The following is a 24,417-nucleotide window of genomic DNA, read 5'->3' as shown; positions in this document are numbered from 1 at the left end:
TCCGGTCACCTCGCTCGCCGCGGGCGCTTCGGTCGGTACGGGTTCGCCGGGCGCGCCGGGCGCCGCGGCGGCCCCGGCTTCCCGGGCCGCCCCCACGGCCCCCGGCCCCTCCGTTCCGTCCGGCCCGTCCGGCCCGTCCGGCGATGGCAGGTGGACGGTCTGTACGCACCGCCCGTCGAGCAGGCAGAGCGCGCGGTCCGCGAGGGCGACCGTGTCCTGGTCGTCGGTGGCGACGACGACGGTGATGCCGTGGGACCGGGCCGCCGTGGTGAGCGTGCGCAGCACAGGGGCGCGGTCGGCGCGGTGCAGCGGTGCCGTCGGCTCGTCGGCGAAGAGGATCGCCGGTGTGACGGCGAGCGCGCGGGCGATGCACACCCGCTGGCGTTCGGAGCGGCGCAGTTCGTGCGGGCGGCGGCGCGCGCTGTCCCCGGCGTCGAGGCGGTCCAGCCACTCCAGCGCCGCCTTCTTCGCCCGGCGCCGGCCGGTGCCGCGCAGCATCAGGGGCAGCGCGGCGTTCTCCCAGGCGGTCAGCTCCGGGACCAGGACCGGCGCCGGGTCGACCCAGCCGTACCGGTCGCGGCGCAGCCGTTCGCGGGCGAGCGGGCCCATCGTGTGCACCGGCAGGCCGGTGAACCAGACCTCGCCGCGCTGCGGCCGGACCAGACCGGCCAGGCAGCGCAGCAGGGTGGTCTTGCCGCTGCCGCGCGGTCCGCTGACGGCGAGGATCTCGCCCTCCCGGACGCCCAGCGAGACGCCCTGGAGCGCGGGGGAGCCGTCGTGGTACTGGAAGTGCAGGGCGCGTGCCCGCAGCACGTCGTCGTCCGGCGGGGCCACCATGGGCGTACACCTCGGTTCTGATCCGTTTTCCCCGGGCGCTGTCCCCCGTCCGGGCGAACGGCGGCCGGGCCCATCGGTCACTGAGGCACGCTAGGCAGGGCGGGCGGGGCGGAGCGGACAGCACGCGGCCCCGGGCCGCCGTTGTTCACTCGAACGGGCGGCGCCGGGGCCGGTGGGCGGTCCTCCGCGCGGGAGATGCGCGCGGGAGGTCCGGGGAAGATCAGAGCTTGGTCCACGCCTCCGACAGCGTGGCGCGCAGGATCTGCTCGATCTCGTCGAAGGTGCCCTGGTCGGAGATGAGCGGCGGGGCCAACTGGACGACCGGGTCGCCGCGGTCGTCGGCCCGGCAGTACAGGCCGTTGTCGTAGAGCTTCTTGGAGAGGAAGCCGTACAGGACGCGCTCGGTCTCCTCGTCGGTGAAGGTCTCCTTGGTGTCCTTGTCCTTCACCAGCTCGATGCCGTAGAAGTAGCCGTTGCCGCGCACGTCGCCGACGATCGGCAGGTCGTGCAGTTTCTCCAGGGTGGAGCGGAAGTTGGCCTCGTTGTCGAGGACGTGCTGGTTCAGCTTCTCGCGCTCGAACAGGTCGAGGTTGGCCAGGCCGACCGCGGCGGAGACCGGGTGGCCGCCGAAGGTGTAGCCGTGCAGGAAGGTGTTGTCGCCCCGGTAGAACGGCTCGGCGAGGCGGTCGGAGATGATGCAGGCGCCTATCGGGGAGTAGCCCGAGGTCATGCCCTTGGCGCAGGTGATCATGTCCGGGACGTAGCCGAACTTGTCGCAGGCGAACATCGTGCCGAGCCGGCCGAAGGCGCAGATGACCTCGTCGGAGACGAGCAGCACGTCGTACTGGTCGCAGATCTCGCGGACCCGCTGGAAGTAGCCGGGCGGGGGCGGGAAGCAGCCGCCCGCGTTCTGCACCGGCTCCAGGAAGACGGCCGCGACCGTGTCCGGGCCCTCGAACAGGATCTGCTGCTCGATCTGGTCGGCGGCCCAGCGGCCGAACGCCTCCGGGTCGTCGCCGAAGATCGGCGCCCGGTAGATGTTGGTGTTCGGCACCTTGTGGGCGCCGGGGACCAGCGGCTCGAAGGGGGCCTTCAGGGCGGGCAGGCCGGTGATGGACAGGGCGCCCTGCGGGGTGCCGTGGTAGGCCACCGCGCGGGAGATCACCTTGTGCTTGGTGGGCTTGCCGGTCAGCTTGAAGTACTGCTTGGCGAGCTTCCAGGCGGTCTCGACCGCCTCGCCGCCGCCGGTGGTGAAGAAGACCTTGTTCAGGTCGCCGGGGGCGTGGTGGGCGAGCCGCTCGGCCAGCTCGACGGCCTTCGGGTGGGCGTAGGACCACACCGGGAAGAACGCCAGCTCCTGGGCCTGCTTGGCCGCGGTCTCGGCCAGCTCGGCGCGCCCGTGGCCGGCCTGGACCACGAACAGTCCGGCCAGACCGTCGAGGTAGCGCTTGCCCTGGGCGTCGTAGATGTAGGTGCCCTCACCCCGCACGATGGTCGGAACGGGGGCGTTCTCGTACGACGACATGCGGGTGAAGTGCATCCACAGGTGGTCGTACGCGGTCCGGCTGAGGTCCTGGGGGGTGTCGGTGCTCACGGTTATCGGGTTCCCCACATGTAGGTCTGCTTCTTGAGCTTGAGGTAGACGAAGCTCTCGGTGGAGCGCACTCCGGGGACGGCCCGGATGCGTCGGTTGATGACCTCCAGGAGGTGGTCGTCGTCCTCGCAGACGATCTCCACCATCAGGTCGAAGGAGCCCGCGGTCATCACGACGTACTCGCATTCGGACATGGCGGTCAGCGCGTCGGCGACGGACTCCACGTCGCCCTCCACGTTGACACCGACCATCGCCTGGCGGCGGAAGCCCACGGTGAGCGGGTCCGTCACCGCGACGATCTGCATCACGCCCTGGTCGAGCAGCTTCTGGACCCGCTGGCGCACGGCCGCCTCGGACAGGCCGACGGCCTTGCCGATGGCGGCGTACGGCCGGCGGCCGTCCTCCTGGAGCTGCTCGATGATGGCGAGGGAGACGGCGTCCAACTGGGGGGTGTGCTGCCTCGACCGGTTGGAGTCCCTCGGTTCTGCGCTTCGACTGGCCACGCCTTCACTGTGCACGACGTCTCGACAGTTTCGCAAGACGAGACCGATGAAATCCGTTGTGTACGAGACTCAAGTCTGCGGATTTCGCATTCCACAAGGCTCCGGGGGTGTTGAAAACGTCGGGGGTCCGTCTAGGGTGGGTGTCTCAGTGATTGGACACCCGAACTTGGAGGGCCGGCAGTGAGCACCGAACTGCGTCGTCTGCGCAACTACATCGACGGTGAGTTCCGGGACGCCGCCGACGGACGGACCACCGAGGTGGTCAACCCCGCCACGGGCGAGGCGTACGCGACCGCCCCGCTGTCCGGGCCGGCGGACGTGGACGCCGCGATGGCGGCGGCCGCCGCGGCCTTCCCGGCGTGGCGGGACACCACCCCGGCCGAGCGGCAGAAGGCCCTCCTGAAGATCGCGGACGCGTTCGAGGAGCGCGCCGAGGAGCTGATCGCGGCCGAGGTGGAGAACACGGGCAAGCCGATCGGGCTGACCCGCACCGAGGAGATCCCGCCGATGGTGGACCAGATCCGCTTCTTCGCGGGCGCGGCGCGGATGCTGGAGGGACGCGCGGCCGGTGAGTACATGGAGGGCCTGACCTCCATGGTCCGCCGGGAGCCGATCGGGGTGTGCGCGCAGGTCGCGCCGTGGAACTACCCGATGATGATGGCCGTGTGGAAGTTCGCCCCGGCGCTGGCGGCGGGCAACACGGTCGTCCTCAAGCCCTCCGACACCACCCCGGCCTCCACGGTCCTGATCGCCGAGATCGTCGGCTCGATCCTGCCCAAGGGCGTCTTCAACGTCATCTGCGGCGACCGCGACACCGGCCGGCTGATGGTCGAGCACCCCACCCCGGCGATGGCCTCCATCACCGGTTCGGTGCGGGCCGGCATGTCGGTCGCCGAGTCGGCGTCGAAGGACCTCAAGCGGGTCCACCTGGAGCTCGGCGGCAAGGCCCCGGTCGTGGTCTTCGAGGACACCGACATCGCCAAGGCCGTCGAGGGCATCGCCGAGGCGGGCTACTTCAACGCCGGCCAGGACTGCACCGCCGCCACCCGCGTGCTGGTGCACGAGTCGATCCACGACGAGTTCGTGAGCGCGCTGGCCAAGGCGGCGACCGAGACGAAGACCGGGCAGCCGGACGACGAGGACGTGGCGTACGGGCCGCTGAACAACCCCAACCAGCTCAAGCAGGTCGCCGGGTTCATCGAGCGGCTGCCCGCCCACGCCAAGGTCGAGGCCGGCGGTCACCAGGTCGGCGAGCGCGGCTACTTCTACGCGCCGACCGTCGTCTCCGGGCTGAAGCAGGACGACGAGATCATCCAGAACGAGGTCTTCGGCCCGGTCATCACCGTCCAGTCGTTCCGCGACGAGGACCAGGCCGTCGAGTGGGCCAACGGCGTGGAGTACGCGCTGGCCTCCTCGGTGTGGACCAAGGACCACGGCCGGGCCATGCGGATGTCCAAGAAGCTGGACTTCGGCTGCGTCTGGATCAACACGCACATCCCGCTGGTCGCGGAGATGCCGCACGGCGGCTTCAAGAAGTCCGGCTACGGCAAGGACCTCTCGGCGTACGGCTTCGACGACTACACGCGGATCAAGCACGTGATGACGTCGCTGGACGTCTGAGATCCGAGGCCCGGGCCGCGCCCGCCGGGACAGCCGGCGGGCGGGGCGGGTGCGGGGCCGGCCGGTGGTCAGGCGGTGCGGCGCAGGGTGTGCAGGACGTCGATGCGGTTGGTGGTGATCGAGTCGACGCCCAGCGCGATGAGCCGGCGCATGCTGCGGCGGGTGTCGGGGGTCCAGACGGAGACCAGCCGGCCGTCCCGGTGGACGCGGTCCACCAGGGCCCGGTCGACCAGCGGGAAGCGGTAGTTGAGCCAGCGCGGGCCGACCGCGTCGAGCAGCGCGGGCCGGGGCGGCGCCAGCGACGTCCAGGTCAGCGCGATCTCGGCGGCCGGGTCGGCGGCGCGCACGGCCAGCATGGCGGCGGCGCCCGCGCAGTAGTACACGCGGTCGGCCGCCCCGCACTCCCGTACGACGCCCACGATCCGGCGGACCGCCCCGGTGCCGGGGGCGCCGGGCAGGTCCAGCATCACCCGGTGGCCCTCGGTCGCCGCGAGGGCCTCGGCCAGGGTCGGCACCCGCCCGTCCGTCAGCCCGCGCACCTCGTCCGCCGACAGCGCGGCCAGCGGACGGTCCTGTTCCCACAGGCGCTTCAGCGTCGCGTCGTGCAGCAGCACGGGCACGCCGTCCCGGGTCAGCCGTACGTCCGTCTCCACGGCGTCCGCGCCGCGGCCGAGCGCGGAGCGCAGCGAGTCCAGGGTGTTCTCACGGAACCGGTAGGGATCGCCGCGGTGCGCCACGGCCGTCACGGTGGTCGCGGGGGACGCGGCGGGCGCCGCGGACGCGGTGGGCGCGGTGGTCATCGGTGTCGGGCCTCCGGCGGGCGGGTCAGGGGGCGAGCCAGGTCGTGGTGTACGCGTCGATCTCGTCCCTGATCCGGGACTTGCCCGCCTCGTCCAGGAAGGACGCGTCCACCGCGTTCTTCGCCAGGTCGGCCAGTCCGCGCTCGTCGAGGCCGAGCAGGCGGGCGGCGACGGCGTACTCGTTGTTGAGGTCGGTGCCGAACATCGGCGGGTCGTCGGAGTTGATCGTCACCAGCACACCGGCGCGGGTGAACTCCTTGATCGGGTGCTCGTCCAGCGTGGCCACCGCGCGGGTGGCGATGTTGGAGGTCGGGCACACCTCCAGCGGGATGCGGTGCTCGGCGAGGTGCGCGAGCAGCTCGGGGTCGCGCGCGGAACTGGTGCCGTGCCCGATCCGCTCGGCCCGCAGGTGGGTGAGCGCGTCCCACACCGTCTCCGGCCCGGTGGTCTCACCGGCGTGCGGCACGGAGTGCAGCCCGGCGGCGATGGCCCGGTCGAAGTACGGCTTGAACTGCGGGCGCGGCACGCCGATCTCCGGCCCGCCGAGCCCGAAGGAGACCAGGCCCTCCGGGCGCAGCCGGTCGTCGGTGGCCAGCCGCGTCGTCTCCTCGGCGGACTCCAGCCCCGCCTCGCCCGGAATGTCGAAGCACCAGCGCAGTACGGTCCCGAACTCGGCCTCGGCCGCCTTCCTGGCGTCCTCGATCGCGCTCATGAAAGCGCTCGCGTCGATGCCGCGCCGGACGGAGGAGTACGGCGTGATGGTCAGCTCCGCGTACCGCACCCGCTGCCGGGCCAGCTCCCGCGCCACCTCGTACGTCAGCAGCCGGACGTCGTCCGGGGTGCGGATCAGGTCCACCACGGACAGGTACACCTGGATGAAGTGGGCGAAGTCGGTGAACGTGAAGTAGTCGGCCAGCGCCTCGGGGTCGCTGGGGACCTTGGAGTCCGGGTGGCGGGCGGCCAGCTCCGACACGATCCGCGGGGAGGCGGAACCGACGTGGTGGACGTGCAGTTCGGCCTTGGGCAGCCCGGCGATGAAGGCGGTCAGGTCGCGCGGCACGTCGGGGTCGACGAGGTGCTCGGTCAAGGGTTCCTCCCCGGAACGGCGTCCCCGGCCCTGAGGGCGGCGGCGGGACGCGGGTGATCGGCTGATCGGTGACTCGGGATCATCGTAGGCCGGGGGCCTGCCGGGCGGGGACGGGCCGTAGCATGACGGCACGTTCGACAGAGGGGAACCCGCGTATGTCCGACGACGCGCAGCCGCCGCAGTCCGCCGCCGGACCCGGCGAGGGCGGCCCGGCCCAGGGCGGCCGGAACCCCGACTTCCTGCGCAAGGCCACGGACGGCGGGGCGGGCGACCCGGCGGTCCCTTCGGCGTCCGATGCCGGCGACCCGTACGCGCCGCCGGTTTCCTCCGTGTCCGGCGACGGGAACGCGTATGCGCCGCCGGGTTCCTCCGCGTCCGGCGAGGGGAACGCGTTCGCGCCGCCGGGTTCCTCCGCGTCCGACCACGGCAACCCGTACGCGCCCCCTTCCGGTCACGCCCGTCCCTTCGCTGCCCCCGGCCCTCCCGCCTCCCATCACGGCACCCCCTTCGCTGCCCCCGGCCCCGACCCGCTGCAGAACGGCAGCCCTTTCGCCGCCCCCACCCCGCCCCACCCCACCAACCCCTTCGCCGCCCCCGCCCCCACCGGTCCGCCCCCCTACCCGCAGGGGCAGGCCGTTCCGCCGCCGCCCATGGCGCCGGGCGGGCCCGGGCAGGTGCCGTACGGCTACCCGGGGGGCTACGGGCACCCCGGGTCCGCGCAACTGCCGGGCTATTACGGGTGGCCCGGCATGGCGCCGCTGCCCAGCAACGGGCTCGGCACGGCGGGCATGGTGCTGGGCATCATCGCGGCCATCGGCTTCTGCCTCTGGCCGCTGGCCGTCCTCGCGGGCATCCTGGGCGTCGTCTTCGGCGTGATCGGCCGCGGCAAGGCCCGCCGGGGCGAGGCCACCAACGGCGGCTACGCCCTGGCCGGCATCATCTGCGGAGCGGTGGGCATCGCCCTGGGCGTCGGCTTCGGCGCCCTGATCATCGCGACGGCGTAGCACCCGCCGCCGGCCGCGCCGCCCCGGCCCGAAGCCGCTCCCGCGCCGCCATCAGCGCGAACCCGAGCAGGTTCGCCCCCTGCCAGCGCTCCGGGTCGGCCGCCGCCTCGTCGTCCGCGGCCAGGCCGATGCCCCACACCGGGTCCACGGGACTGGCCTCGACCAGCACCCGGTCGCCCGTGCCCAGCAGGAACTCCCGCAGCGCGCCGTCCGCCGCGAACTTGTGGACGCTGCCCTCGACGACGATCCCGAAGCGCTCCCGCGCCCATATCGCCTCGTCGAAGCCGCGCACCAGCCGGCCCGCCCGCTTGGCCTCGGCGGGATGTCCCGCCGCCAGCACCCGGCGCTCCGCCTCCGCGTCCCCGAACAGCCGGGCCTTGGCCGCCATCATCCAGTGCTCGGCCGTCGCGTACTCCACCCCGGCCACCGTGAACGGCGACGGCCACCACTGGCTGAGGCAGCCCGCCCCGATCCGGCCGTCCGGGCGGGGGCGGTGGCCCCAGAAGTACAGGTACTTGACGCGTCCGCCTGCCCGGACCTGCTCGATCAGCACTTGCCTGCCGCCGATCGCCCCCGTGATCTCTCCCATGCACGCCACTCTCGCACGCGCCACTGACACTCCGTCCGGCCTTTTCCGGCCCGACTCGACACCTGGTCGACAGATTCCGTCGCGTAACCAAAAGGCAACAACGGAATCACTTGTTGGGGGTCTACTGCTCTGTCAGGATCGGCACTCACATCGAGCCTGAGCCACGCCGGACCCCGCTCTGGGGACACCGAGGAGAGCCGCCATGCACCATCCGGACACCGCCCCGCAGGACCGCTTCGCGGACGGGGCCCTCTACATCGCGGGCCGTTTGACGCGGGGCACCTCCGGCCGGACGCACACCGTCGTCGACCCGGCGACCGGCGCGGAGGTGCTCACCTACGACCTGGCCGGCACCGAGGACGTCGACGCGGCCGTCGCCGCCGCGCGGGCCGCGTTCCCCGGGTGGGCCGGCGCCACCCCGGGCGAACGCTCCGACGCCCTGCACCGGTTCGCCGCCGTGCTCGCCGGGCGGGCCGGGGAACTGGCCCGCGCCGAGTCCCTCCAGTGCGGCAAACCGCTCAAGCTCACCCGCGAGTTCGACGTGCCGGGCACCATCGACAACACGGCCTTCTTCGCCGGTGCCGCCCGCCACCTCCAGGGGCAGTCGGCCGGCGAGTACTCCGGCGACCACACCTCGTACGTGCGCCGCGAACCCATCGGTGTGGTCGGCTCCGTCGCGCCCTGGAACTATCCGCTCCAGATGGCCGCCTGGAAGATCCTCCCGGCGATCGCCGCGGGCAACACCGTGGTGCTCAAGCCCGCCGAGATCACCCCGCTCACCGCGCTGCTCTTCGCTCAGGCCGCCACCGAGGCCGGCGTCCCCGACGGTGTGATCAACATCGTCAGCGGCACCGGGCGGGAGGCCGGCGAGCACCTCGTCGGCCACCCGGACGTGGCGATGACCTCCTTCACCGGCTCCACCGCCGTCGGCAGACGGGTCGCCGAGATCGCCACCGCCACCGTCAAACGGCTGCACCTGGAACTCGGCGGCAAGGCGCCCTTCGTCGTCTTCGACGACGCCGACCTGGAGGCCGCCGCCCACGGCGCGGTCGCGGGCGCCCTCATCAACAGCGGCCAGGACTGCACCGCCGCCACGCGCGCGTACGTACAGCGCCCGTTGTACGAGGCGTTCGTCGAGCGGACGGCCGCGCTGATGGAGACCGTGCGGGTCGGCGACCCGTTCGCGCCGGGCACCGACCTCGGGCCGCTGGTCAGCCACGCGCAGCGGGACCGCGTCGCCGGTTTCGTCGACCGGGCGCGCTCCTACGCGTGCGTGGTGACCGGCGGGGAGGCGCCCGGGGGCGACCTGGAGGCGGGCGCCTACTACCGGCCGACCCTGATCACGGGCGCCGCCCAGGACAGCGAGATCGTCCAGTCGGAGATCTTCGGGCCGGTCCTGGTCGTGCTGCCCTTCGACGGCGACGACGAGGGCCTGCGGCTCGCCGACGACACCCCGTACGGGCTCGCCGCCTCCGCCTGGACCCGGGACGTGTACCGGGCCAACCGGGCCACGCGGGAGATCCGGGCGGGCTGCGTTTGGGTCAACGACCACATCCCGATCGTCAGCGAGATGCCGCACGGCGGCTATAAGGCGTCCGGCTACGGCAAGGACATGTCAACGTACTCGTTCGAGGAGTACACCCAGCTCAAACACGTCATGTTCGACAACACCGCGGTCGCCGCGAAGGACTGGCACCGCACCGTCTTCGGGGACCGATAGCCATCACCGCAGGCCGCCGACCACGGCCGACCCACCCGAAAGGGCATCACGCGCATGGAGCAGTACGAGCCCGACCGTCTCACCCCGGTCCAAGTGGCCGCCGTGCGGCGCAGCCTGCGCAGCGGCCGGGCCGCCCTGACCCGCCGGTCGCTGCTGCGCGCCTCCGCCGGCGGCGCCCTCGCGGCCGGCGCCCTGGGCGCCCTGAGCGGCTGCGGCATCCCCGCCGCCGGGAAGACCGGGGGCGGCACGGCGGCCGAGGACCACTCGGCGAAGGAGAAGGAGGTCGCCTTCTCCAACTGGACCGAGTACATGGACGTCGACGAGAGCGGCAAACGGCACCCCACCCTGGACGCCTTCACCGAACGCACCGGGATACGCGTCAAGTACAGCGAGGACATCAACGACAACAACGAGTTCTTCGGCAAGATCAAGCCGCAGTTGGCGGCCGGCCAGGAGACCGGCCGGGACCTGATCGTCCTCACCGACTGGCTGGCCGGCCGCCTCATCCGCCTCGGGTGGGTCCAGAAACTGGACCCGTCGCATCTGCCGCACGCGTACGCCAACCTGTCGCCCCAGTTCCGCACCCCCGACTGGGACCCCGGCCGCGCCTACTCCTACCCCTGGCAGGGCATAGCCACCGTCATCGCCTACAACCGCAAGGCGCTCGACGGGGTCGAGGTGACGTCCCTGTCCGACCTGCTGGACGACCCGAAGCTCAAGGGCCGGGTCGGGCTGCTCACCGAGATGCGCGACACCGTCGGCATGACGCTGCTCGACATGGACAAGGACCCGGGCCGGTTCACCGACGACGACTACGACGCGGCCGTCGCCCGGCTGCAACGGGCCGTCGACAAGGGCCAGATCCGCCGGTTCACCGGCAACGACTACACCGCCGACCTCAGCAAGGGCGACCTCGCGGCCTGCCTCGCCTGGGCCGGCGACGTGGTCCAGCTCAAGGCGGACAACCCGGACGTCGGCTTCCTCGTCCCCGACAGCGGCTACATCACCTCCACCGACAACCTGCTGGTCCCCGGCAAGGCCCGGCACAAGACCAACGCCGAGCGGCTCATCGACTACTTCTACGAGCCGAAGGCCGCCGCTCGGCTGGCCGCCTACATCAACTACGTCTGTCCCGTCGACGGAGTCAAGGACGAACTCGCGAAGATCGACCCGGACGCGGCGGAGAACCCGCTGATCATCCCCGACCAGGCCATGCGGGCCGGGTCCCGGGCCTTCCGCTCGCTCAGCTCGGCGGAGGAAACGGCCTACGAAGGCAAGTTCGCGAAGCTCACAGGGGCGTGACCACCATGACCAACGGCACCGGCGGCGACGTCCGCCTCACCGGCATCGGCAAGACCTACGGCTCCTTCACCGCCGTGCACCCGCTCGACCTGACCGTGCCGCAGGGCTCCTTCTTCGCCCTGCTCGGCGCCTCCGGCTGCGGCAAGACCACCACCCTGCGCATGATCGCCGGCCTGGAGGAACCGACCCGCGGCACCGTCCACCTCGGCGACCAGGACGTCACCCGGCTGCCCCCGTACAAGCGGCCGGTGAACACCGTCTTCCAGTCCTACGCCCTCTTCCCGCACCTGGACATCTTCGAGAACGTCGCCTTCGGTCTGCGCCGCCGCGGCATCAAGAGCGTACGGAAGCAGGTCGAGGAGATGCTCGACCTGGTGCAGCTCGGCGAGCAGGCCCGCAAGCGGCCGCACCAGCTCTCCGGCGGCCAGCAGCAGCGCGTCGCCCTCGCCCGCGCACTGATCAACCACCCCCAAGTGCTGCTCCTGGACGAACCGCTGGGCGCCCTCGACCTGAAGCTGCGCCGCCAGATGCAGTGGGAGCTCAAGCGCATCCAGACCGAGGTCGGCATCACCTTCGTGCACGTCACCCACGACCAGGAGGAGGCCATGACCATGGCCGACCAGGTCGCCGTGATGAACGCCGGCCGCGTCGAGCAGCTCGGCACCCCTGCCGACCTGTACGAGAACCCTCGCACCACCTTCGTCGCCAACTTCCTCGGCACCTCCAACTTCATCGAGGCCGGGATCGAGGGCGCGAGCGGCCCGGACGTCGTGCTGCGGGCGGGCGACGGCAGGCTGGTCCTGCCCCGGGAGCGGTGCCGGACGCCCGCCACGCCCGGCGCCAAGGTGCTGGCCGGGATCCGCCCGGAGAAGATCTCCCTCACCCACGCCGACGACGCCGACTCCGTACCCGAGGGCCGCAACCGCATCACCGGCACCATCGCGGACGCCGCCTTCACCGGCGTCTCCACCCAGTACGTCGTCGACAGCCCGGTCTGCCAGGAGTTCGCGGTCTACGTCCAGAACGTCGACCGCGACCCCCGCCTGGTGCCGGGGGCCCGGGTCGTCCTGCACTGGAACCCGGCCCACACCTTCGGCCTGGACGCCGCCCAGGACGCCGCCGCCGGGGTGGAGGAGGCCGCCTGATGACGACGCTCACCGAGGCGCCCCCGCCGCTCACCCCGACCGCGCCGGAGCCCGCGCCCCCGCGCCGGCGGGGCCGTCTCACGCCGTACTGGCTGCTGCTGCCCGGCCTGCTCTGGCTGGTCGTCTTCTTCGCGCTGCCGATGATCTACCAGGCGTCCACCTCCGTGCAGACCGGCTCCCTGGAGGAGGGCTACAAGGTCACCTGGCACGTCGCCACCTATTGGGACGCCCTCACCGCGTACTGGCCGCAGTTCCTGCGCTCGGTCGCCTACGCCGCCGCCGCGACCGTGCTCTGCCTGCTGCTGGGCTATCCGCTGGCGTACCTGATCGCGTTCCGGGCGGGCCGCTGGCGGAACCTGATCATGGTCCTGGTGATCGCGCCGTTCTTCACCAGCTTCCTGATCCGCACCCTCGCCTGGAAGACGATCCTCGCCGACGGCGGGCCGCTCGTCGGCGCCCTGAACACCCTGCACGTCCTGGACGTCACGAACTGGCTCGGCTGGACGGCCGGCGACCGGGTGCTGGCCACCCCGCTGGCGGTGGTCTGCGGACTGACGTACAACTTCCTGCCGTTCATGATCCTGCCGCTGTACACCTCCCTGGAACGCATCGACGGGCGACTGCACGAGGCGGCCGGCGACCTGTACGCGCGGCCCTTCACCACCTTCCGGAAGATCACCTTCCCGCTGTCCATGCCGGGCGTCGTCTCCGGCACGCTGCTGACCTTCATCCCGGCCACCGGCGACTACGTCAACGCCGACCTGCTCGGCTCCACCGACACCCGCATGGCCGGCAACGTCATCCAGACCCAGTTCCTGCGCGTCCTGGACTACCCGACGGCCGCGGCGCTGTCGTTCATCCTGATGGCCGCGATCCTCGTCATGGTCACCCTCTACATCCGCAAGTCCGGCACGGAGGATCTGGTGTAAATGGCCTTCGTCACCTGGTTCAAGCGCAATCTGGTCGTCATCGCCGGACTGCTGACGCTCGCTTATCTGCTCCTGCCGAACGTCGTCGTCACGGTGTTCTCCTTCAACAAGCCCGTCGGGCGCTTCAACTACGCCTGGCAGGAGTTCTCGGCCGACGCCTGGACGGACCCGTGCGGGGTCGCCGACCTGTGCGGCTCGCTCGCGCTGAGCCTCCAGCTCGCCTGCTGGGCGACGCTCGGCGCGACCGCCCTCGGCACCGCGATCGCCTTCGCCCTGGCCCGCTACCGCTTCCGCGCGCGCGGCGCCGTCAACGCGCTGATCTTCCTGCCGATGGCGATGCCCGAGGTGGTCATGGCCGCCTCGCTGCTCACCCTGTTCCTCAACCTGGGTGCTCAGTTGGGATTCTGGACGATCCTGATCGCCCACATCATGTTCTGCCTCAGCTTCGTCGTCACGGCCGTGAAGGCACGCGTGATGTCCATGGATCCCCGGCTGGAACAGGCGGCCCAGGACCTGTACGCCGGGCCCTTCCAGACCTTCCTCCGGGTCACCCTGCCGATCGCGGCCCCGGGGATCGCCGCGGGGGCGCTGCTCGCCTTCGCGCTCTCCTTCGACGACTTCATCATCACCAATTTCACCGCGGGCTCCACGGTCACCTTCCCCATGTTCGTCTGGGGCTCGGCCCAGCGCGGAACCCCCGTACAGATCAACGTCATCGGCACGGCCATGTTCGTCGTCGCCGTCCTGCTCGTCCTCCTCTCGATGGTCATCGGCAGCCGCCGCACCAAGTCCAGGGCGTGATCCATGAACCGCAGCAGTCAGTGGACGACCTCCCTCGCCGACGCCCAGCCGGTCCCGTACTGGCTGGACGACCCCGGCCGCCCCCGCCCCGAGCCCGCCCTCACCGGCGCCGAGAGCTGCGACCTGCTGGTGGTCGGCGGCGGGTACAGCGGGCTGTGGACCGCGCTGCTCGCCAAGGAGCGCGACCCCGGGCGGGACGTGGTGCTGGTGGAGGGCCGCGAGGCGGGCTGGGCCGCCTCCGGCCGCAACGGCGGCTTCTGCGCCGCCTCCCTCACCCACGGACTGGCCAACGGCCTCACCCGCTGGCCCGACGAGATCCACAAGCTGGAGGAACTGGGCGCCCGCAACCTCGACGCCATCGAGGCCGCCCTCGCCCGCCACCGCATCGACTGCGACTTCGAACGCACCGGCGAGATCGACGTCGCCACCGAGCCCCACCAGGCGCGGGAACTGGAGCAGTGGTACGAGGAGATCCGCCGCGCGGGCCTCGCCGAGGGCATCGAGTACCTGGACGCCGACGCCGTACGGCAACAGGTCGACTCGCTCACCTTCCGGGCCGGCCTGTACGACCGCCGGGGCGTGGCCCTGCTCCACCCGGCCAAGCTCGCCTGGGGCCTGAAGCGGGCCTGCCTCGCCCTCGGCGTCCGCGTGTACGAGCACACCCCCGCGCTCACCCTGCGGCCGTACGGCGCCGGAATGGCCGTACGCACCCCCTACGGCTCGGTCCGCGCCCGCGCGGTCGCGCTCGGCACCAACGTCTTCCCCAGCCTGGTCCGCCGCATCCGCCCGTACACCGTCCCGGTCTACGACTACGCCCTGATGACCGAGCCGCTGACGGCCGGGCAGCTCGCCGCGATCGGCTGGCGGAACCGGCAGGGCCTGGGCGACAGCGCCAACCAGTTCCACTACTTCCGGCTCTCCGCCGACAACCGGATCCTGTGGGGCGGCTACGACGCGATCTACCCGTACGGCGGGCGGGTCCGCGCCGAGTACGACGACCGGCCCGCGACCTACGCCAAACTCGCCGGGCATTTCTTCACTTGCTTCCCGCAACTGGAGGGCGTCCGCTTCACCCACGCCTGGGGCGGCGCGATCGACACCTGCTCGCGGTTCTCGGCGTTCTTCGGCACGGCCCACCGGGGGCGGGTCGCCTACGCGGCCGGGTACACCGGCCTCGGCGTCGGCGCCACCCGCTTCGGGGCCGAGGTGATGCTGGACCTGCTGGCGGGGGAGCGGACCGAGCGCACTGAGCTGGCGATGGTGCGCAGCAAGCCCCTGCCGTTCCCGCCGGAGCCGCTCGCCTGGACCGGGATCGCGCTCACCAAGTGGTCGCTGGCCCGCGCCGACGCCCACGGCGGGCGGCGCAACCTGTGGCTGCGCACCCTGGACCGGCTCGGCCTGGGCTTCGACAGTTGACCGGCGCCGACGGGTTCCGGCCCGGTCCTCCGCGACGGGCTGCCGCGACCCGCGTAATGCGGGGCCCGGACCCCGCTCTCACCCGTGACGCGGCCCGCGTCCACGAGTGAGAGAAAGGTTTCCGCATGCCTGGCGCCAAGACACCGGCGGTCGAGTGGCTCACCTCCGTCGCACCGGACCCCGAAGCCTGCCGGCGCGCGTGGGAGCGCGACCCCCTGGGCATCACCCTGCTCCCCGCCGGCCGGGCCTGGGACGTCCTGATCCTGCCCGCCCGGCTCGGCTACCCGACCCTCGACGTCCTCGGCCGGATCCTGGACCAGCCCGGCCCGGTGCTCGCCGACTTCGGCGACGCGCGCACCGGGTTCTTCGTGCCGCCGGGCACCGCCGCCCGCTGGCTCGGCACCGGCATCCGCACGGCCGGGGCCGGGACCTGGATCGTGGTGCCGTACCCCGGGCGGCCCCCGGCCGGCGCGATCCGCTGGCTGATCCCCCCGGACGGCAGCGGCACCCTCACGGACCCGGCCCTGCTGGAACTGGCGCTGCACGAGGCGGCGGCGGATCGGGGGCGGGCGGGGGAGGGGGGTTGGTGAAACGCCGGGGCGCCGGGGAGCGCCGACGAGCGCTGAGGACTGCCGACGAGCGCTGGCGACTGCCGGTCAGCGCCGGGGACCGCCGACGAGCGTCGGGGACTGCCGGCGACCGCCGGCCCGGGGCGGCTGCGGGGGCCGTGCCGGGCGGGGGTCACGGCGGCGGGTGGTCGTCCCGGGCAGGGGTCACGGCTGCGCAGGGCCGTGCCGGGCGGGGGTCATGACGGTCGGCGGCCGTACCGGGCGGTGACCGCGCGCAGGTACACCAGCGGTGGTACGAACAGGCACCAGCTACCCACCACGTCCAGCGGCCAGTGGTAGCCCCGGCGGACCAGACCGCAGGAGGTGGCGAGCACCAGGACGGCGCCGGCCGCGACGAGCAGCCGCCGGGCGGCCCGCGCCCGCAGGTGGGGCAGGAGCAGCAGCGTCGCCGTGCCGTAGGCGACCAGGGCGGTGGCGGTGTGGCCGGAGGGGAAGTAGCCGGTGGCCGGCGGCATCACCGGGGTGGCGGGGCGGTCGGTCCACTCCTTGAGCGGGACGACGAGGGCCGGTACGAGCGCCATCAGCACCGCCCCGGCCAGCGGCGGCAGCCACCAGCGGGCCGCGCCGGCCCGGCGCCACCGCCAGGCCGCGTACGCCAGCGCGGCGGCGAGGACGGGCAGGGCGGTCCCCGTGTTGCCGAGGTCGGAGAGCAGCTCGGAGAACCGGTCGGGACGGACCAGCGTCCCGCTCACCCGCTCGTCCAGGCCGGTCAGCGGTCCGTCGACGAGGACCTGCCAGGTGATCAGCGCGAAGAGGAGGAGGGGGAGGAGCACCAGGAGAACGAACGAGGTCGGCCGCCCCGGAACAGGGGGGGTCGTTCCGGGGCGGCCGTCCGGACCGGAACGTCGCGCGCCCCGGGGGGTCTGGGGCGAGCGACCGTCCGATCGGTGAGGAGACCCGAAGCCGGAGGCTCCGGTTGTGTGCGCGAGGGCACGACCAGGTCGAAGCTGGGGAGGCCCCGGCCTGAGGTCGCCCACAGTCTCCTGTGGGCGGGGTGTATCTCTCATCTGCGTAGAACCTACGACAGGGGCTGGGGTGAGGACAGGGGCAGCCGCAACCCGACAAACACCCCGCACACCTTCTTCACACCCTCTGCCGGAGTGCGTCCGGCGTCAGAGCCCCGCGAGGCTCTGCTCGATGATGTCCAGGCCCTCGCCGAGCAGGTCCTCGCCGATCACCAGCGGCGGCAGGAAACGCAGCACGTTGCCGTACGTGCCGCAGGTCAGGACCAGCAGGCCGGCCTGGTGGCAGGCCCGGGCGAGGGCGGCGGCCGCCTCCGCGTGCGGCTCCTTCGTGGCGCGGTCCTTGACCAGCTCGATGGCGATCATGGCGCCGCGGCCGCGCACCTCGCCGATGATGTCGAACTTCTCGGCCATGGCGGTCAGGCGGCCCTTCATGACCTCCTCGATCCGCTTCGCCCGCGCGTTGAGGTCCAGCTCCTTCATCGTCTCGATGGCGCCGAGCGCACCGGCGCAGGCCACCGGGTTGCCGCCGTAGGTGCCGCCCAGGCCGCCCGCGTGCGCGGCGTCCATGATCTCGGCGCGGCCGGTGACGGCGGCCAGCGGCAGGCCGCCCGCGATGCCCTTCGCCGTGGTGATCAGGTCGGGGACGATGCCCTCGTCCTCGCAGGCGAACCACTGGCCGGTGCGGCAGAAGCCGGACTGGATCTCGTCGGCGACGAAGACGATGCCGTGGTCGGCGGCGAACTTGCGGATGGCCGGCAGGAAGCCCTTGGCGGGCTCGATGAAGCCGCCCTCGCCGAGCACCGGCTCGATGATGATCGCGGCCACGTTCTCGGCGCCGACCTGCTTGGTGATCTGGTCGACGGCCTGCGCGGCGGCCTCCGGACCGGCGTTCTCGGGGCCGGTCGGCCAGCGGTAGCCGTAGGCGACCGGGACGCGGTAGACCTCGGGGGCGAACGGGCCGAAGCCGTGCTTGTACGGCATGTTCTTCGCGGTCAGCGCCATGGTGAGGTTGGTGCGGCCGTGGTAGCCGTGGTCGAAGACGACGACCGCCTGCCGCTTGGTGTAGGCGCGGGCGATCTTCACGGCGTTCTCGACGGCCTCGGCACCGCTGTTGAACAGGGCCGACTTCTTGGCGTGGTCGCCCGGGGTCAGCTCGGCCAGGGCCTCGGCGACGGCCACGTACCCCTCGTACGGCGTGACCATGAAACAGGTGTGGGTGAAGTCGGCGAGCTGCGCGGAGGCGCGGCGCACCACGGCCTCGGCGGAGGCGCCGACGGAGGTCACGGCGATGCCGGAACCGAAGTCGATCAGGCGGTTGCCGTCGACGTCCTCGATGATGCCGCCGCCCGCGCGGGTGACGAAGACGGGCAGGGTGGAGCCCACGCCCTGCGCGACCGCGGCGGTCCGGCGGGCCTGCAGCTCCTGCGACTTCGGGCCGGGGATGGCGGTGGCGACGCGGCGCTCCTGCGGAAGTGCGGTCATGCGGGGCTCCTGGGGGTGTAACGGACGCTGACGTTCTTTTCCCGCAGGCTAGGGCGGGGTGGCGGGGGTGGGCATGCTCCATGTGGGCGTTTTCCGGGGGGCGGGTTGTCCGTGGTGGACATAGCAGGGTGCGGGGTGGTGCGGGGTCGAGCGGGTGGGCCGTACCCGGCCGGTCCCGGATGCCCGGCCGCGTAAGCGGTGAACTGCCCTTGCGGGGGCGTTAGATTGACTCGCTGACGGTGGACGGAACGGCTGGTCAGGGGGCAAGGTCGATGGACAGCGACGGGAACCGGGACGCGCGGGGTACGCATGCGAATCCTGTGCCGCGTCCTACGGGGTCCCCTGAGGTTCCTGGGGCTCCCGGGGGGCCTGGAGCGCATGGGGGGCCTGGGGTGCCGCCAGGGGGGCCGTGGGGGCCTGGCGGGTCCGCGGTGCCTCCGGCGCCCGGTGTGCCTCCGGTGGCAGGTGGGCCCCCGGCGCCCGGCGTGACTCCGGTGTCCGGTGTGCCCTCGGTGCCCGGTGTGCCCCCGGTGTCTGGTGGGCCCGCCGTGCCGCCGAGGCCGGTGGCGCCGCCGCCGGTGCCGGCGCCGCCCGACGGCTCGGCGTTCCTGGCCTGGCTGCGCACGGCCCGGCCGGAGGCGCCGCCGGGGGTGTGGCGGTTCGGGCACCGGGAGCGGGGGGCGGAGGAGCCGGAGCGGATTCCCGCGCGGCAGTTGTGGAGCGGCGCCCTCATCGCCTTCCTCGTCGGCTGGCTGATCTGGTCGCTGCTCTGGAACGGCTACCTCGGCGGCTGGTGGCTGCTGCCCCTGTTCGCGATGATCCCCGACTCCTGGGTGAAGCCGCACAGCTTCACCGCCGTCGTGGTCGTCTACGCCTACTACACCCTGGTCGCGCTGATCATCATGGTCGGCGTCGGCCGGCTCGGCCGCTGGAACGAGATCTGGCGCCGCTACGGCCCCCCCTCCTGGCGTCGCACCACCCCCCTCCAGCCGCCGCCGCAGGTGTCCGGGGAGGACCCCGCCGAGTGGCCGGCGCTGCGGGCCGCCGGGGTGGTGGACGCCGCCGAGCGGCTGGCCGCCGACGCGCGGGCCGGGCTGATGCGGGACGTCGACCACGCCCGGATCACCCGCGCCTGGCAGGGCGTCCGCTCCGGCCGGCACAGCCTCGGCACCTTCGCCGGAGCCGTGCTCAAGGACGGCGCCGCCGCCTGCCCGCACCCCTCCGGCGCCCGTGACCTGCCCTTCCGGCAGGCCCGGCACGACCTGCTCACCGGGCAGGTGCGGATCGGCACCGCCGCCGACGACGCCCGCAACCCCTACGCCTACCGCGGCGCCGGCCTCGCCCTCGGCCCCGAGCTGCTCGGCACCTCGCTGCTCGCCGTCGGACCGGCCGGGTCGGGCAAGACCGGCAGCCTCATCCGGCCGCTGACCGAGTCGCTGTGCCTGCACGCGCTCGCCGGGCGGGCCGCGGTGGTCGTCGTCGGCGCGGCGGGCGCGGGCATCGGCCCGGCCGAGTCCTACGACGTCGTCGTACGGATCGGCAGCCCGGACTCCGTGTACGACCTGGACCTGTACGGCGGCACCACCGACCCCGACGAGGCGGCGGCCGTGCTCGCCGAGGCCCTGGTCGGGGACCTCGCCGACCCGCACCCGGGCAGTGACAGCCGCCGGTCCACGACCGTACTGGCGCAGCTCCTCGGCCCGTTCCGGGCGGTGCACGGCCGCTTCCCCTCCGTCCCCGAGCTGCGGCAACTGCTCGACGGGGCGCCGGGGCCGCTGGCCGCGCTGCGGCAGGGCCTGACCGAGACCGGGCAGGAGTCGCTGCTGCGGGAGCTGGACGCCCGGGAGCGGCAGATGGGGCACCCCGGGGACGTGGGCGGCATCCTCGCCGACCGGGTGGCGCTGCTCGACCGGCCCGCCTTCGCCCCGTTCTTCGACACCTCCGGGCAGTCCCGGCCCTTCTCCCTCAAGGCCCTCGACCACCCCGTGCGGGTCCGCATCGACCTGCCCGAGCGGGGACACGCGGACGCCTCCCGGATACTGGCCCGGCTGGTCCTGGCCCAGTTCACGGCGAGCGTCACGGTACGGGAGGACCGGTCGCTCTTCGCCTGCCTGGTGCTGGACGACGCGGCCGGCGTGGTGACGCCGGAGGCGGTGCGCGGCATCCAGAAGCTGCGGTCCGCCGGGGCGGGGGTCGTGCTGACGCTGCGCACCCTGGACGACGTACCGCGTCCGCTGCGCGGGCCGCTGCTCGGGGCGACCGGCTGCCGGATGGCGCTGTCCGGGCTCACGCCGTGGGACGGGCAGGACTTCGCCGAGGTGTGGGGCAAGGAGTGGACCGAGGCGCGGGACGTCACCGACCGGCAGATCATCGCCGAGACCCCGGCGGGCAAGGCCGCGCACATGCTCCGCCGGGTGATCACCGGCAAGGCGCCGACCGCGCGGGCGGTCACCGTGCGGCAGGTGGAGCGGGAGCGGTGGTCGGCGTCCGAACTGGCCCACGCGGTCCCGCCGGGCCACGCGGTCCTTTCCCTGACGACCGTCAAGGGCGAACACGCGCCACCCCTTCTGGTGGATCTGCGGGGGTGAACCGCGCGCGCCCGACGGGGCGCACCCCGGGCCCGACCGGAGGCCGAGCCTCCGCACCGGCGCACGGGGACCGTACGGTGAGGCAGAATCGGCAGTGGCCGTTCATACGCGGCGGCCAAAAGATCACCGGGTCACCGCACCCCTGACGCCGACCTGAAGGCCCCATGCCGCCGACCCTCGCCTCGCTCGTCCACCACTCCGCGCTGAAGCTGGCCGTGCGGGCGGGCGGCGACCGTCTCGACGCGCCCGTCCGCTGGGTGCACGCCAGCGAGCTGGCCGACCCCGTGCCGTACATGGAGGGCGGGGAACTCCTGCTGATCACCGCGCTGAAGCTGGACGCGGAGGACCCGCAGGCGATGCGCCGCTACGTGCGGCGGCTGGCCGGCGCGGGTGTGGTGGGCCTCGGCTTCGCCGTGGGCGTGCACTACGACGACATCCCCGCCGCCCTCGTGGAGGCCGCCGAGCAGGAGGGGCTGCCGCTGCTGGAGGTGCCGCGCCGCACCCCGTTCCTCGCCATCAGCAAGGCCGTGTCCGCGGCGCTCGCCGCCGAGCAGTACCGGGCGGTGACCGCCGGGTTCGCCGCCCAGCGGGAGCTGACCAAGAAGGCGCTGTCCGACGGCCCGGAGGGGCTGCTGGCCGCGCTCGCCGCGCAGGTCGACGGCTGGGCGGCGCTGTACGACGCCTCCGGCGCGGTGGTCGCGGCGGCACCGGAGTGGGCCGGCCGCCGCGCCGCCCGGCTCACCGCGGACGTACGGAAGCTGCGGGAGCGCCCGACGCCGGCCTCGGCCGTGACCGGCGTGCCGGAGACCGACGACCGGGTCGAGCTGCACTCCCTCGGCACCTCCCGCCGGCCCCGCGCCGCCCTCGCCGTGGGCACCGCCGCCCCCCTCGGCACCGCCGAGCGGTACGCCGTCCACTCGGCGGTCGCCCTGCTCACCCTGACCACCGAGCGGTCCCGGTCGCTGCACGCCGCCGAGCAGCGGGTCGGCGCGGCGGTGCTGCGGATGCTGCTGGCCGGCGAGCCCGACCACGCCCGCACGGTCGCCGGGGACCTCTACGGCGACCTGCTCGACGCGCCGTTCCGGATGCTCGTCGCCGAGGCGTCCGCGGCCGGCGGCGACCCGCTCGGCGCGCTCGCCGAGGTGGTGGAGTCGGCGGCGGCCCGGGCCGGCGAGGCGGTCCTGGTGGTGCCGCAGGGGGAGCGGCTGGTGGTGCTGGCCGCGGACGGCGGCGCCGCGGTCACCGCCTGCGCCGAGTACGCGGCGAAGCTGGAGACCGGCCGGTCCGCCCCCGAGGCACCGGCCGGCGGCGACGACGGCGCCCTGGTCGTCGGGCTGTCGGCACCGGCCGGGCCGAGCGCCGCACCGGTCGCGCACCAGCAGGCCGGGCAGGCGCTGTCGGTGGCGCGGCGGCGCGGCCGGGTCTGGGTGGAGCACGAGCAGGTCGCCGCCGGTTCGGTGCTGCCGCTGCTGGCGGACGACGCGGTGCGCGCCTTCGCCGACGGGCTGCTGCGGGCGCTGCGCGAGCACGACGCGACCGGCCGCGGCGATCTGGTCGCCTCGCTGCGGGCCTGGCTCTCCCGGCACGGCCAGTGGGACGCGGCCGCCGCCGACCTCGGCGTCCACCGGCACACCCTGCGCTACCGGATGCGCCGCGTCGAGGAGATCCTCGGCCGGTCCCTGGACGACCCGGACGTGCGGATGGAGCTGTGGCTGGCGCTGAAGGCGACGGCGCCTTCCTAGACCTGGGCGGGACCCTTCCCTCGACACCGCACCGGCTGGTCCGCTCCCGACACCCCCTAGTCCATTCCGTCGTACCGCCGCCCCCCACTTCGCCACCCCGGACAAGCCACCCCCCGCCGCCCCGCCCCTACCGTGGAGCCAGCAACCCCGTACACCCCCAACGCGGAAGGGCCGGAACCTCACATGACTTCCTCCCACGCCTTCTGGCTCGCCGGCCGCCAGGCCACCGGCGCGGACAGCTTCGACGTCACCTCCCCCTGGGACGGCCGGACCGTCGCCGCCGTGAGCGTCCCGAGCGACGCGCAGGTCGAGGAGGCGGTGGCCGCCGCGTACGCCGTGCGGGACGAGTTCGCCGCCACCCCGGCCCATGTGCGCGCCGCCGCCCTGGACCACGTCAGCAGGCGGCTCGCCGAGCGGACCGAGGAGATCGCCCGGCTGATCTCCGCCGAGAACGGCAAGCCGATCAAGTGGGCCCGCGGCGAGGTCGGCCGCGCGGTCTCCGTGTTCCGGTTCGCGGCGGAGGAGGCCCGGCGCTTCAACGGCGGCGAGGCCCAGCGGCTGGACACCGACGCCGGCGGTCAGGGCCGCCTCGCCCTCACCCGGCGCTTCCCCAAGGGCGTGGTGCTCGGCATCGCGCCGTTCAACTTCCCGCTGAACCTCTGCGCCCACAAGGTCGCCCCCGCGATCGCGGCCGGCGCGCCGATCATCCTCAAGCCGGCCCCCGCCACCCCGCTCTCCGGCCTGATCCTCGGTGAGCTGCTCGCCGAGACCGAGCTGCCCGCCGGTTCCTGGAGCATCCTGCCGGTGCCCAACGACCGGATGCCCGCCCTCGTCCAGGACGAGCGGCTGCCGGTGATCTCCTTCACCGGTTCCGAGAAGGTCGGCTACGCGATCATGGATTCGGTGCCGCGCAAGCACTGCACCCTGGAGCTGGGCGGCAACGGCGCGGCGGTGGTGCTGGCCGACTGGGCGAGCGACGAGGACCTGGACCTGGCCGCGGCCCGGATCGCGACCTTCTCCAACTACCAGGGCGGCCAGTCCTGCATCTCCGTGCAGCGGGTGATCGCCGACGCCGCCGTCTACGACCGGCTGCTGCCGCGCATCGTCGCCGCCGTCGAGGCCCAGGTCACCGGTGACCCGAGCGACGACCGGACCGATGTCGGCCCGCTGATCAGCGAGGACGCCGCGAAGCGGGTCGAGGCGTGGGTGGACGAGGCGGTCGCGGCCGGGGCGGTGCTCGCCACCGGCGGCAAGCGCGACGGCGCCTCCTACGCGCCGACCGTGCTGACCGACCTGCCCGCCGGCACCACCCTGGCCTGCGAGGAGGTCTTCGGACCCGTCCTGAGCGTGCAGAAGGCCGACGGCGAGGCGGCGGCGTTCGCCGCCGTCAACGACTCCAAGTACGGCCTCCAGGCGGGCGTGTTCACCCACGACCTCCAGGCCGCCTTCCGCGCCCACCGCGCCCTGGAGGTGGGCGGCGTGGTCATCGGCGACGTCCCCTCCTACCGCGCCGACCAGATGCCGTACGGCGGTGCCAAGCAGTCCGGCGTGGGCCGCGAGGGCGTGCGGTTCGCGATGGAGGACTACACCTACGAGCGGGTGCTGGTGCTCACGGGTCTCGCCCTCTGAGGCGACCGGTACGGCCGGTGGCCCGGGCCCGCTGT

At 73.3% G+C, this 24,417-nt stretch carries 19 protein-coding genes and 1 pseudogene; 12 read left to right on the top strand and 8 right to left on the bottom strand.

The genetic code is table 11. From position 1 onward, the window contains the following. Positions 1-114: 114 nt before the first annotated feature. From IE316_RS25885 to IE316_RS25875, 3 genes and pseudogenes are all read right to left on the bottom strand, one after another. Positions 115-837 (bottom strand): annotated as a pseudogene (locus tag IE316_RS25885) (ABC transporter ATP-binding protein); the annotation flags it as partial. A 220-nt stretch (positions 838-1,057) separates the two neighbouring features. Next, entirely contained in the window at positions 1,058-2,449 is a 1,392-nt protein-coding gene (locus tag IE316_RS25880) for an aspartate aminotransferase family protein (protein ID WP_190206891.1), read from the bottom strand. Next, positions 2,434-2,949 carry an Lrp/AsnC family transcriptional regulator gene (locus IE316_RS25875; protein ID WP_190206890.1) on the bottom strand — a complete coding sequence of 172 codons (516 nt, stop codon included), beginning with the start codon at positions 2,947-2,949 and terminating at the stop codon, positions 2,434-2,436. The genes IE316_RS25880 and IE316_RS25875 overlap by 16 nt, the downstream gene beginning before the upstream one ends. 165 nt (positions 2,950-3,114) lie before the next feature. Between IE316_RS25875 and IE316_RS25870 the strand changes: the two genes are divergently transcribed. Further along, entirely contained in the window at positions 3,115-4,554 is a 1,440-nt protein-coding gene (locus IE316_RS25870; RefSeq protein ID WP_190206889.1) for a gamma-aminobutyraldehyde dehydrogenase, read from the top strand. Positions 4,555-4,622: 68 nt separating this feature from the next. On the opposite strand, the gene IE316_RS25865 is transcribed toward IE316_RS25870, so the two are convergent. Then, positions 4,623-5,354, bottom strand: a complete 732-nt coding sequence (locus IE316_RS25865) for a glycerophosphodiester phosphodiesterase (RefSeq protein ID WP_190206888.1) — start codon at positions 5,352-5,354, stop codon at positions 4,623-4,625. A 25-nt stretch (positions 5,355-5,379) separates the two neighbouring features. Next, positions 5,380-6,441 carry an adenosine deaminase gene (locus IE316_RS25860; protein ID WP_373311304.1) on the bottom strand — a complete coding sequence of 354 codons (1,062 nt, stop codon included), beginning with the start codon at positions 6,439-6,441 and terminating at the stop codon, positions 5,380-5,382. A gap of 155 nt (positions 6,442-6,596) precedes the next feature. Here IE316_RS25860 and IE316_RS36010 point away from each other — a divergent pair, with 155 nt between their 5' ends. Next, positions 6,597-7,445: a DUF4190 domain-containing protein gene (locus IE316_RS36010; protein WP_268257652.1), complete on the top strand. Its 849-nt coding sequence runs from the start codon at positions 6,597-6,599 to the stop codon at positions 7,443-7,445. Here IE316_RS36010 and ybiA read toward each other — a convergent pair. Then, a complete protein-coding gene (gene ybiA, locus IE316_RS25850) occupies positions 7,429-8,034 on the bottom strand; it encodes a riboflavin biosynthesis intermediates N-glycosidase (protein WP_190206886.1) in 606 nt (201 codons plus the stop codon). The genes IE316_RS36010 and ybiA overlap by 17 nt on opposite strands. Positions 8,035-8,236: 202 nt before the next feature. Here ybiA and IE316_RS25845 point away from each other — a divergent pair, with 202 nt between their 5' ends. From IE316_RS25845 to IE316_RS25815, 7 genes are all read left to right on the top strand, one after another. After that, positions 8,237-9,754, top strand: a complete 1,518-nt coding sequence (locus IE316_RS25845; RefSeq protein ID WP_190206885.1) for a gamma-aminobutyraldehyde dehydrogenase — start codon at positions 8,237-8,239, stop codon at positions 9,752-9,754. Between the two features lie 54 nt (positions 9,755-9,808). Further along, the gene (locus tag IE316_RS25840; protein WP_190206884.1) at positions 9,809-11,056 is read left to right on the top strand and encodes a polyamine ABC transporter substrate-binding protein; all 1,248 of its coding nucleotides are present in this window, start codon (positions 9,809-9,811) and stop codon (positions 11,054-11,056) included. Between the two features lie 5 nt (positions 11,057-11,061). Continuing rightward, positions 11,062-12,201 (top strand): ABC transporter ATP-binding protein, encoded by a 1,140-nt coding sequence (locus tag IE316_RS25835; protein WP_190207043.1) that lies wholly within the window; start codon positions 11,062-11,064, stop codon positions 12,199-12,201. Next, complete coding sequence (locus IE316_RS25830) at positions 12,201-13,130, top strand: ABC transporter permease (RefSeq protein ID WP_190206883.1); 930 nt, start codon at positions 12,201-12,203, stop codon at positions 13,128-13,130. Before IE316_RS25835 ends, IE316_RS25830 begins: the two co-directional genes overlap by 1 nt. Beyond that, entirely contained in the window at positions 13,131-13,931 is an 801-nt protein-coding gene (locus IE316_RS25825; RefSeq protein WP_190206882.1) for an ABC transporter permease, read from the top strand. A gap of 3 nt (positions 13,932-13,934) precedes the next feature. Further along, complete coding sequence (locus tag IE316_RS25820; RefSeq protein ID WP_190206881.1) at positions 13,935-15,347, top strand: NAD(P)/FAD-dependent oxidoreductase; 1,413 nt, start codon at positions 13,935-13,937, stop codon at positions 15,345-15,347. A gap of 125 nt (positions 15,348-15,472) precedes the next feature. After that, positions 15,473-15,937: a bifunctional DNA primase/polymerase gene (locus IE316_RS25815; protein WP_190206880.1), complete on the top strand. Its 465-nt coding sequence runs from the start codon at positions 15,473-15,475 to the stop codon at positions 15,935-15,937. Positions 15,938-16,152: 215 nt separating this feature from the next. On the opposite strand, the gene IE316_RS25810 is transcribed toward IE316_RS25815, so the two are convergent. Beyond that, positions 16,153-16,749 (bottom strand): phosphatase PAP2 family protein, encoded by a 597-nt coding sequence (locus IE316_RS25810; protein ID WP_373311302.1) that lies wholly within the window; start codon positions 16,747-16,749, stop codon positions 16,153-16,155. Positions 16,750-17,088: 339 nt separating this feature from the next. After that, entirely contained in the window at positions 17,089-18,423 is a 1,335-nt protein-coding gene (gene gabT, locus IE316_RS25805; protein ID WP_190206878.1) for a 4-aminobutyrate--2-oxoglutarate transaminase, read from the bottom strand. Positions 18,424-18,695: 272 nt separating this feature from the next. Here gabT and IE316_RS25800 point away from each other — a divergent pair, with 272 nt between their 5' ends. The 3 genes from IE316_RS25800 (at position 18,696) to IE316_RS25790 (ending at position 24,382) form a co-directional block, all read left to right on the top strand. Continuing rightward, a complete protein-coding gene (locus IE316_RS25800; RefSeq protein ID WP_373311300.1) occupies positions 18,696-21,011 on the top strand; it encodes an ATP-binding protein in 2,316 nt (771 codons plus the stop codon). Between the two features lie 164 nt (positions 21,012-21,175). Continuing rightward, entirely contained in the window at positions 21,176-22,753 is a 1,578-nt protein-coding gene (locus tag IE316_RS25795; RefSeq protein WP_190206876.1) for a PucR family transcriptional regulator, read from the top strand. Positions 22,754-22,936: 183 nt separating this feature from the next. Beyond that, on the top strand, positions 22,937-24,382 hold the full coding sequence (locus IE316_RS25790) for an aldehyde dehydrogenase family protein (RefSeq protein WP_190206875.1): 1,446 nt from the start codon (positions 22,937-22,939) through the stop codon (positions 24,380-24,382). The last annotated feature ends 35 nt before the right edge of the window (positions 24,383-24,417 follow it).

The organism is Streptomyces fumanus, from assembly GCF_014655295.1.
GTDB classification, from domain to species: Bacteria; Actinomycetota; Actinomycetes; order Streptomycetales; family Streptomycetaceae; genus Streptomyces; species Streptomyces fumanus.
This window is presented reverse-complemented; position numbering and strand designations above follow the sequence as displayed.

Coding starts and splice junctions, on each gene's coding strand:
- IE316_RS25820 (WP_190206881.1), top strand. CDS start 13,935: ATGAACCGCAGCAGTCAGTGGACGACCTCCCTCGCCGACGCCCAGCCG.
- IE316_RS25840 (WP_190206884.1), top strand. CDS start 9,809: ATGGAGCAGTACGAGCCCGACCGTCTCACCCCGGTCCAAGTGGCCGCC.
- IE316_RS25845 (WP_190206885.1), top strand. CDS start 8,237: ATGCACCATCCGGACACCGCCCCGCAGGACCGCTTCGCGGACGGGGCC.
- IE316_RS25825 (WP_190206882.1), top strand. CDS start 13,131: ATGGCCTTCGTCACCTGGTTCAAGCGCAATCTGGTCGTCATCGCCGGA.
- IE316_RS25835 (WP_190207043.1), top strand. CDS start 11,062: ATGACCAACGGCACCGGCGGCGACGTCCGCCTCACCGGCATCGGCAAG.
- IE316_RS25795 (WP_190206876.1), top strand. CDS start 21,176: ATGCCGCCGACCCTCGCCTCGCTCGTCCACCACTCCGCGCTGAAGCTG.
- IE316_RS25865 (WP_190206888.1), bottom strand. CDS start 5,354: ATGACCACCGCGCCCACCGCGTCCGCGGCGCCCGCCGCGTCCCCCGCG.
- ybiA (WP_190206886.1), bottom strand. CDS start 8,034: ATGGGAGAGATCACGGGGGCGATCGGCGGCAGGCAAGTGCTGATCGAG.
- gabT (WP_190206878.1), bottom strand. CDS start 18,423: ATGACCGCACTTCCGCAGGAGCGCCGCGTCGCCACCGCCATCCCCGGC.
- IE316_RS25790 (WP_190206875.1), top strand. CDS start 22,937: ATGACTTCCTCCCACGCCTTCTGGCTCGCCGGCCGCCAGGCCACCGGC.
- IE316_RS25830 (WP_190206883.1), top strand. CDS start 12,201: ATGACGACGCTCACCGAGGCGCCCCCGCCGCTCACCCCGACCGCGCCG.
- IE316_RS36010 (WP_268257652.1), top strand. CDS start 6,597: ATGTCCGACGACGCGCAGCCGCCGCAGTCCGCCGCCGGACCCGGCGAG.
- IE316_RS25815 (WP_190206880.1), top strand. CDS start 15,473: ATGCCTGGCGCCAAGACACCGGCGGTCGAGTGGCTCACCTCCGTCGCA.
- IE316_RS25800 (WP_373311300.1), top strand. CDS start 18,696: ATGGACAGCGACGGGAACCGGGACGCGCGGGGTACGCATGCGAATCCT.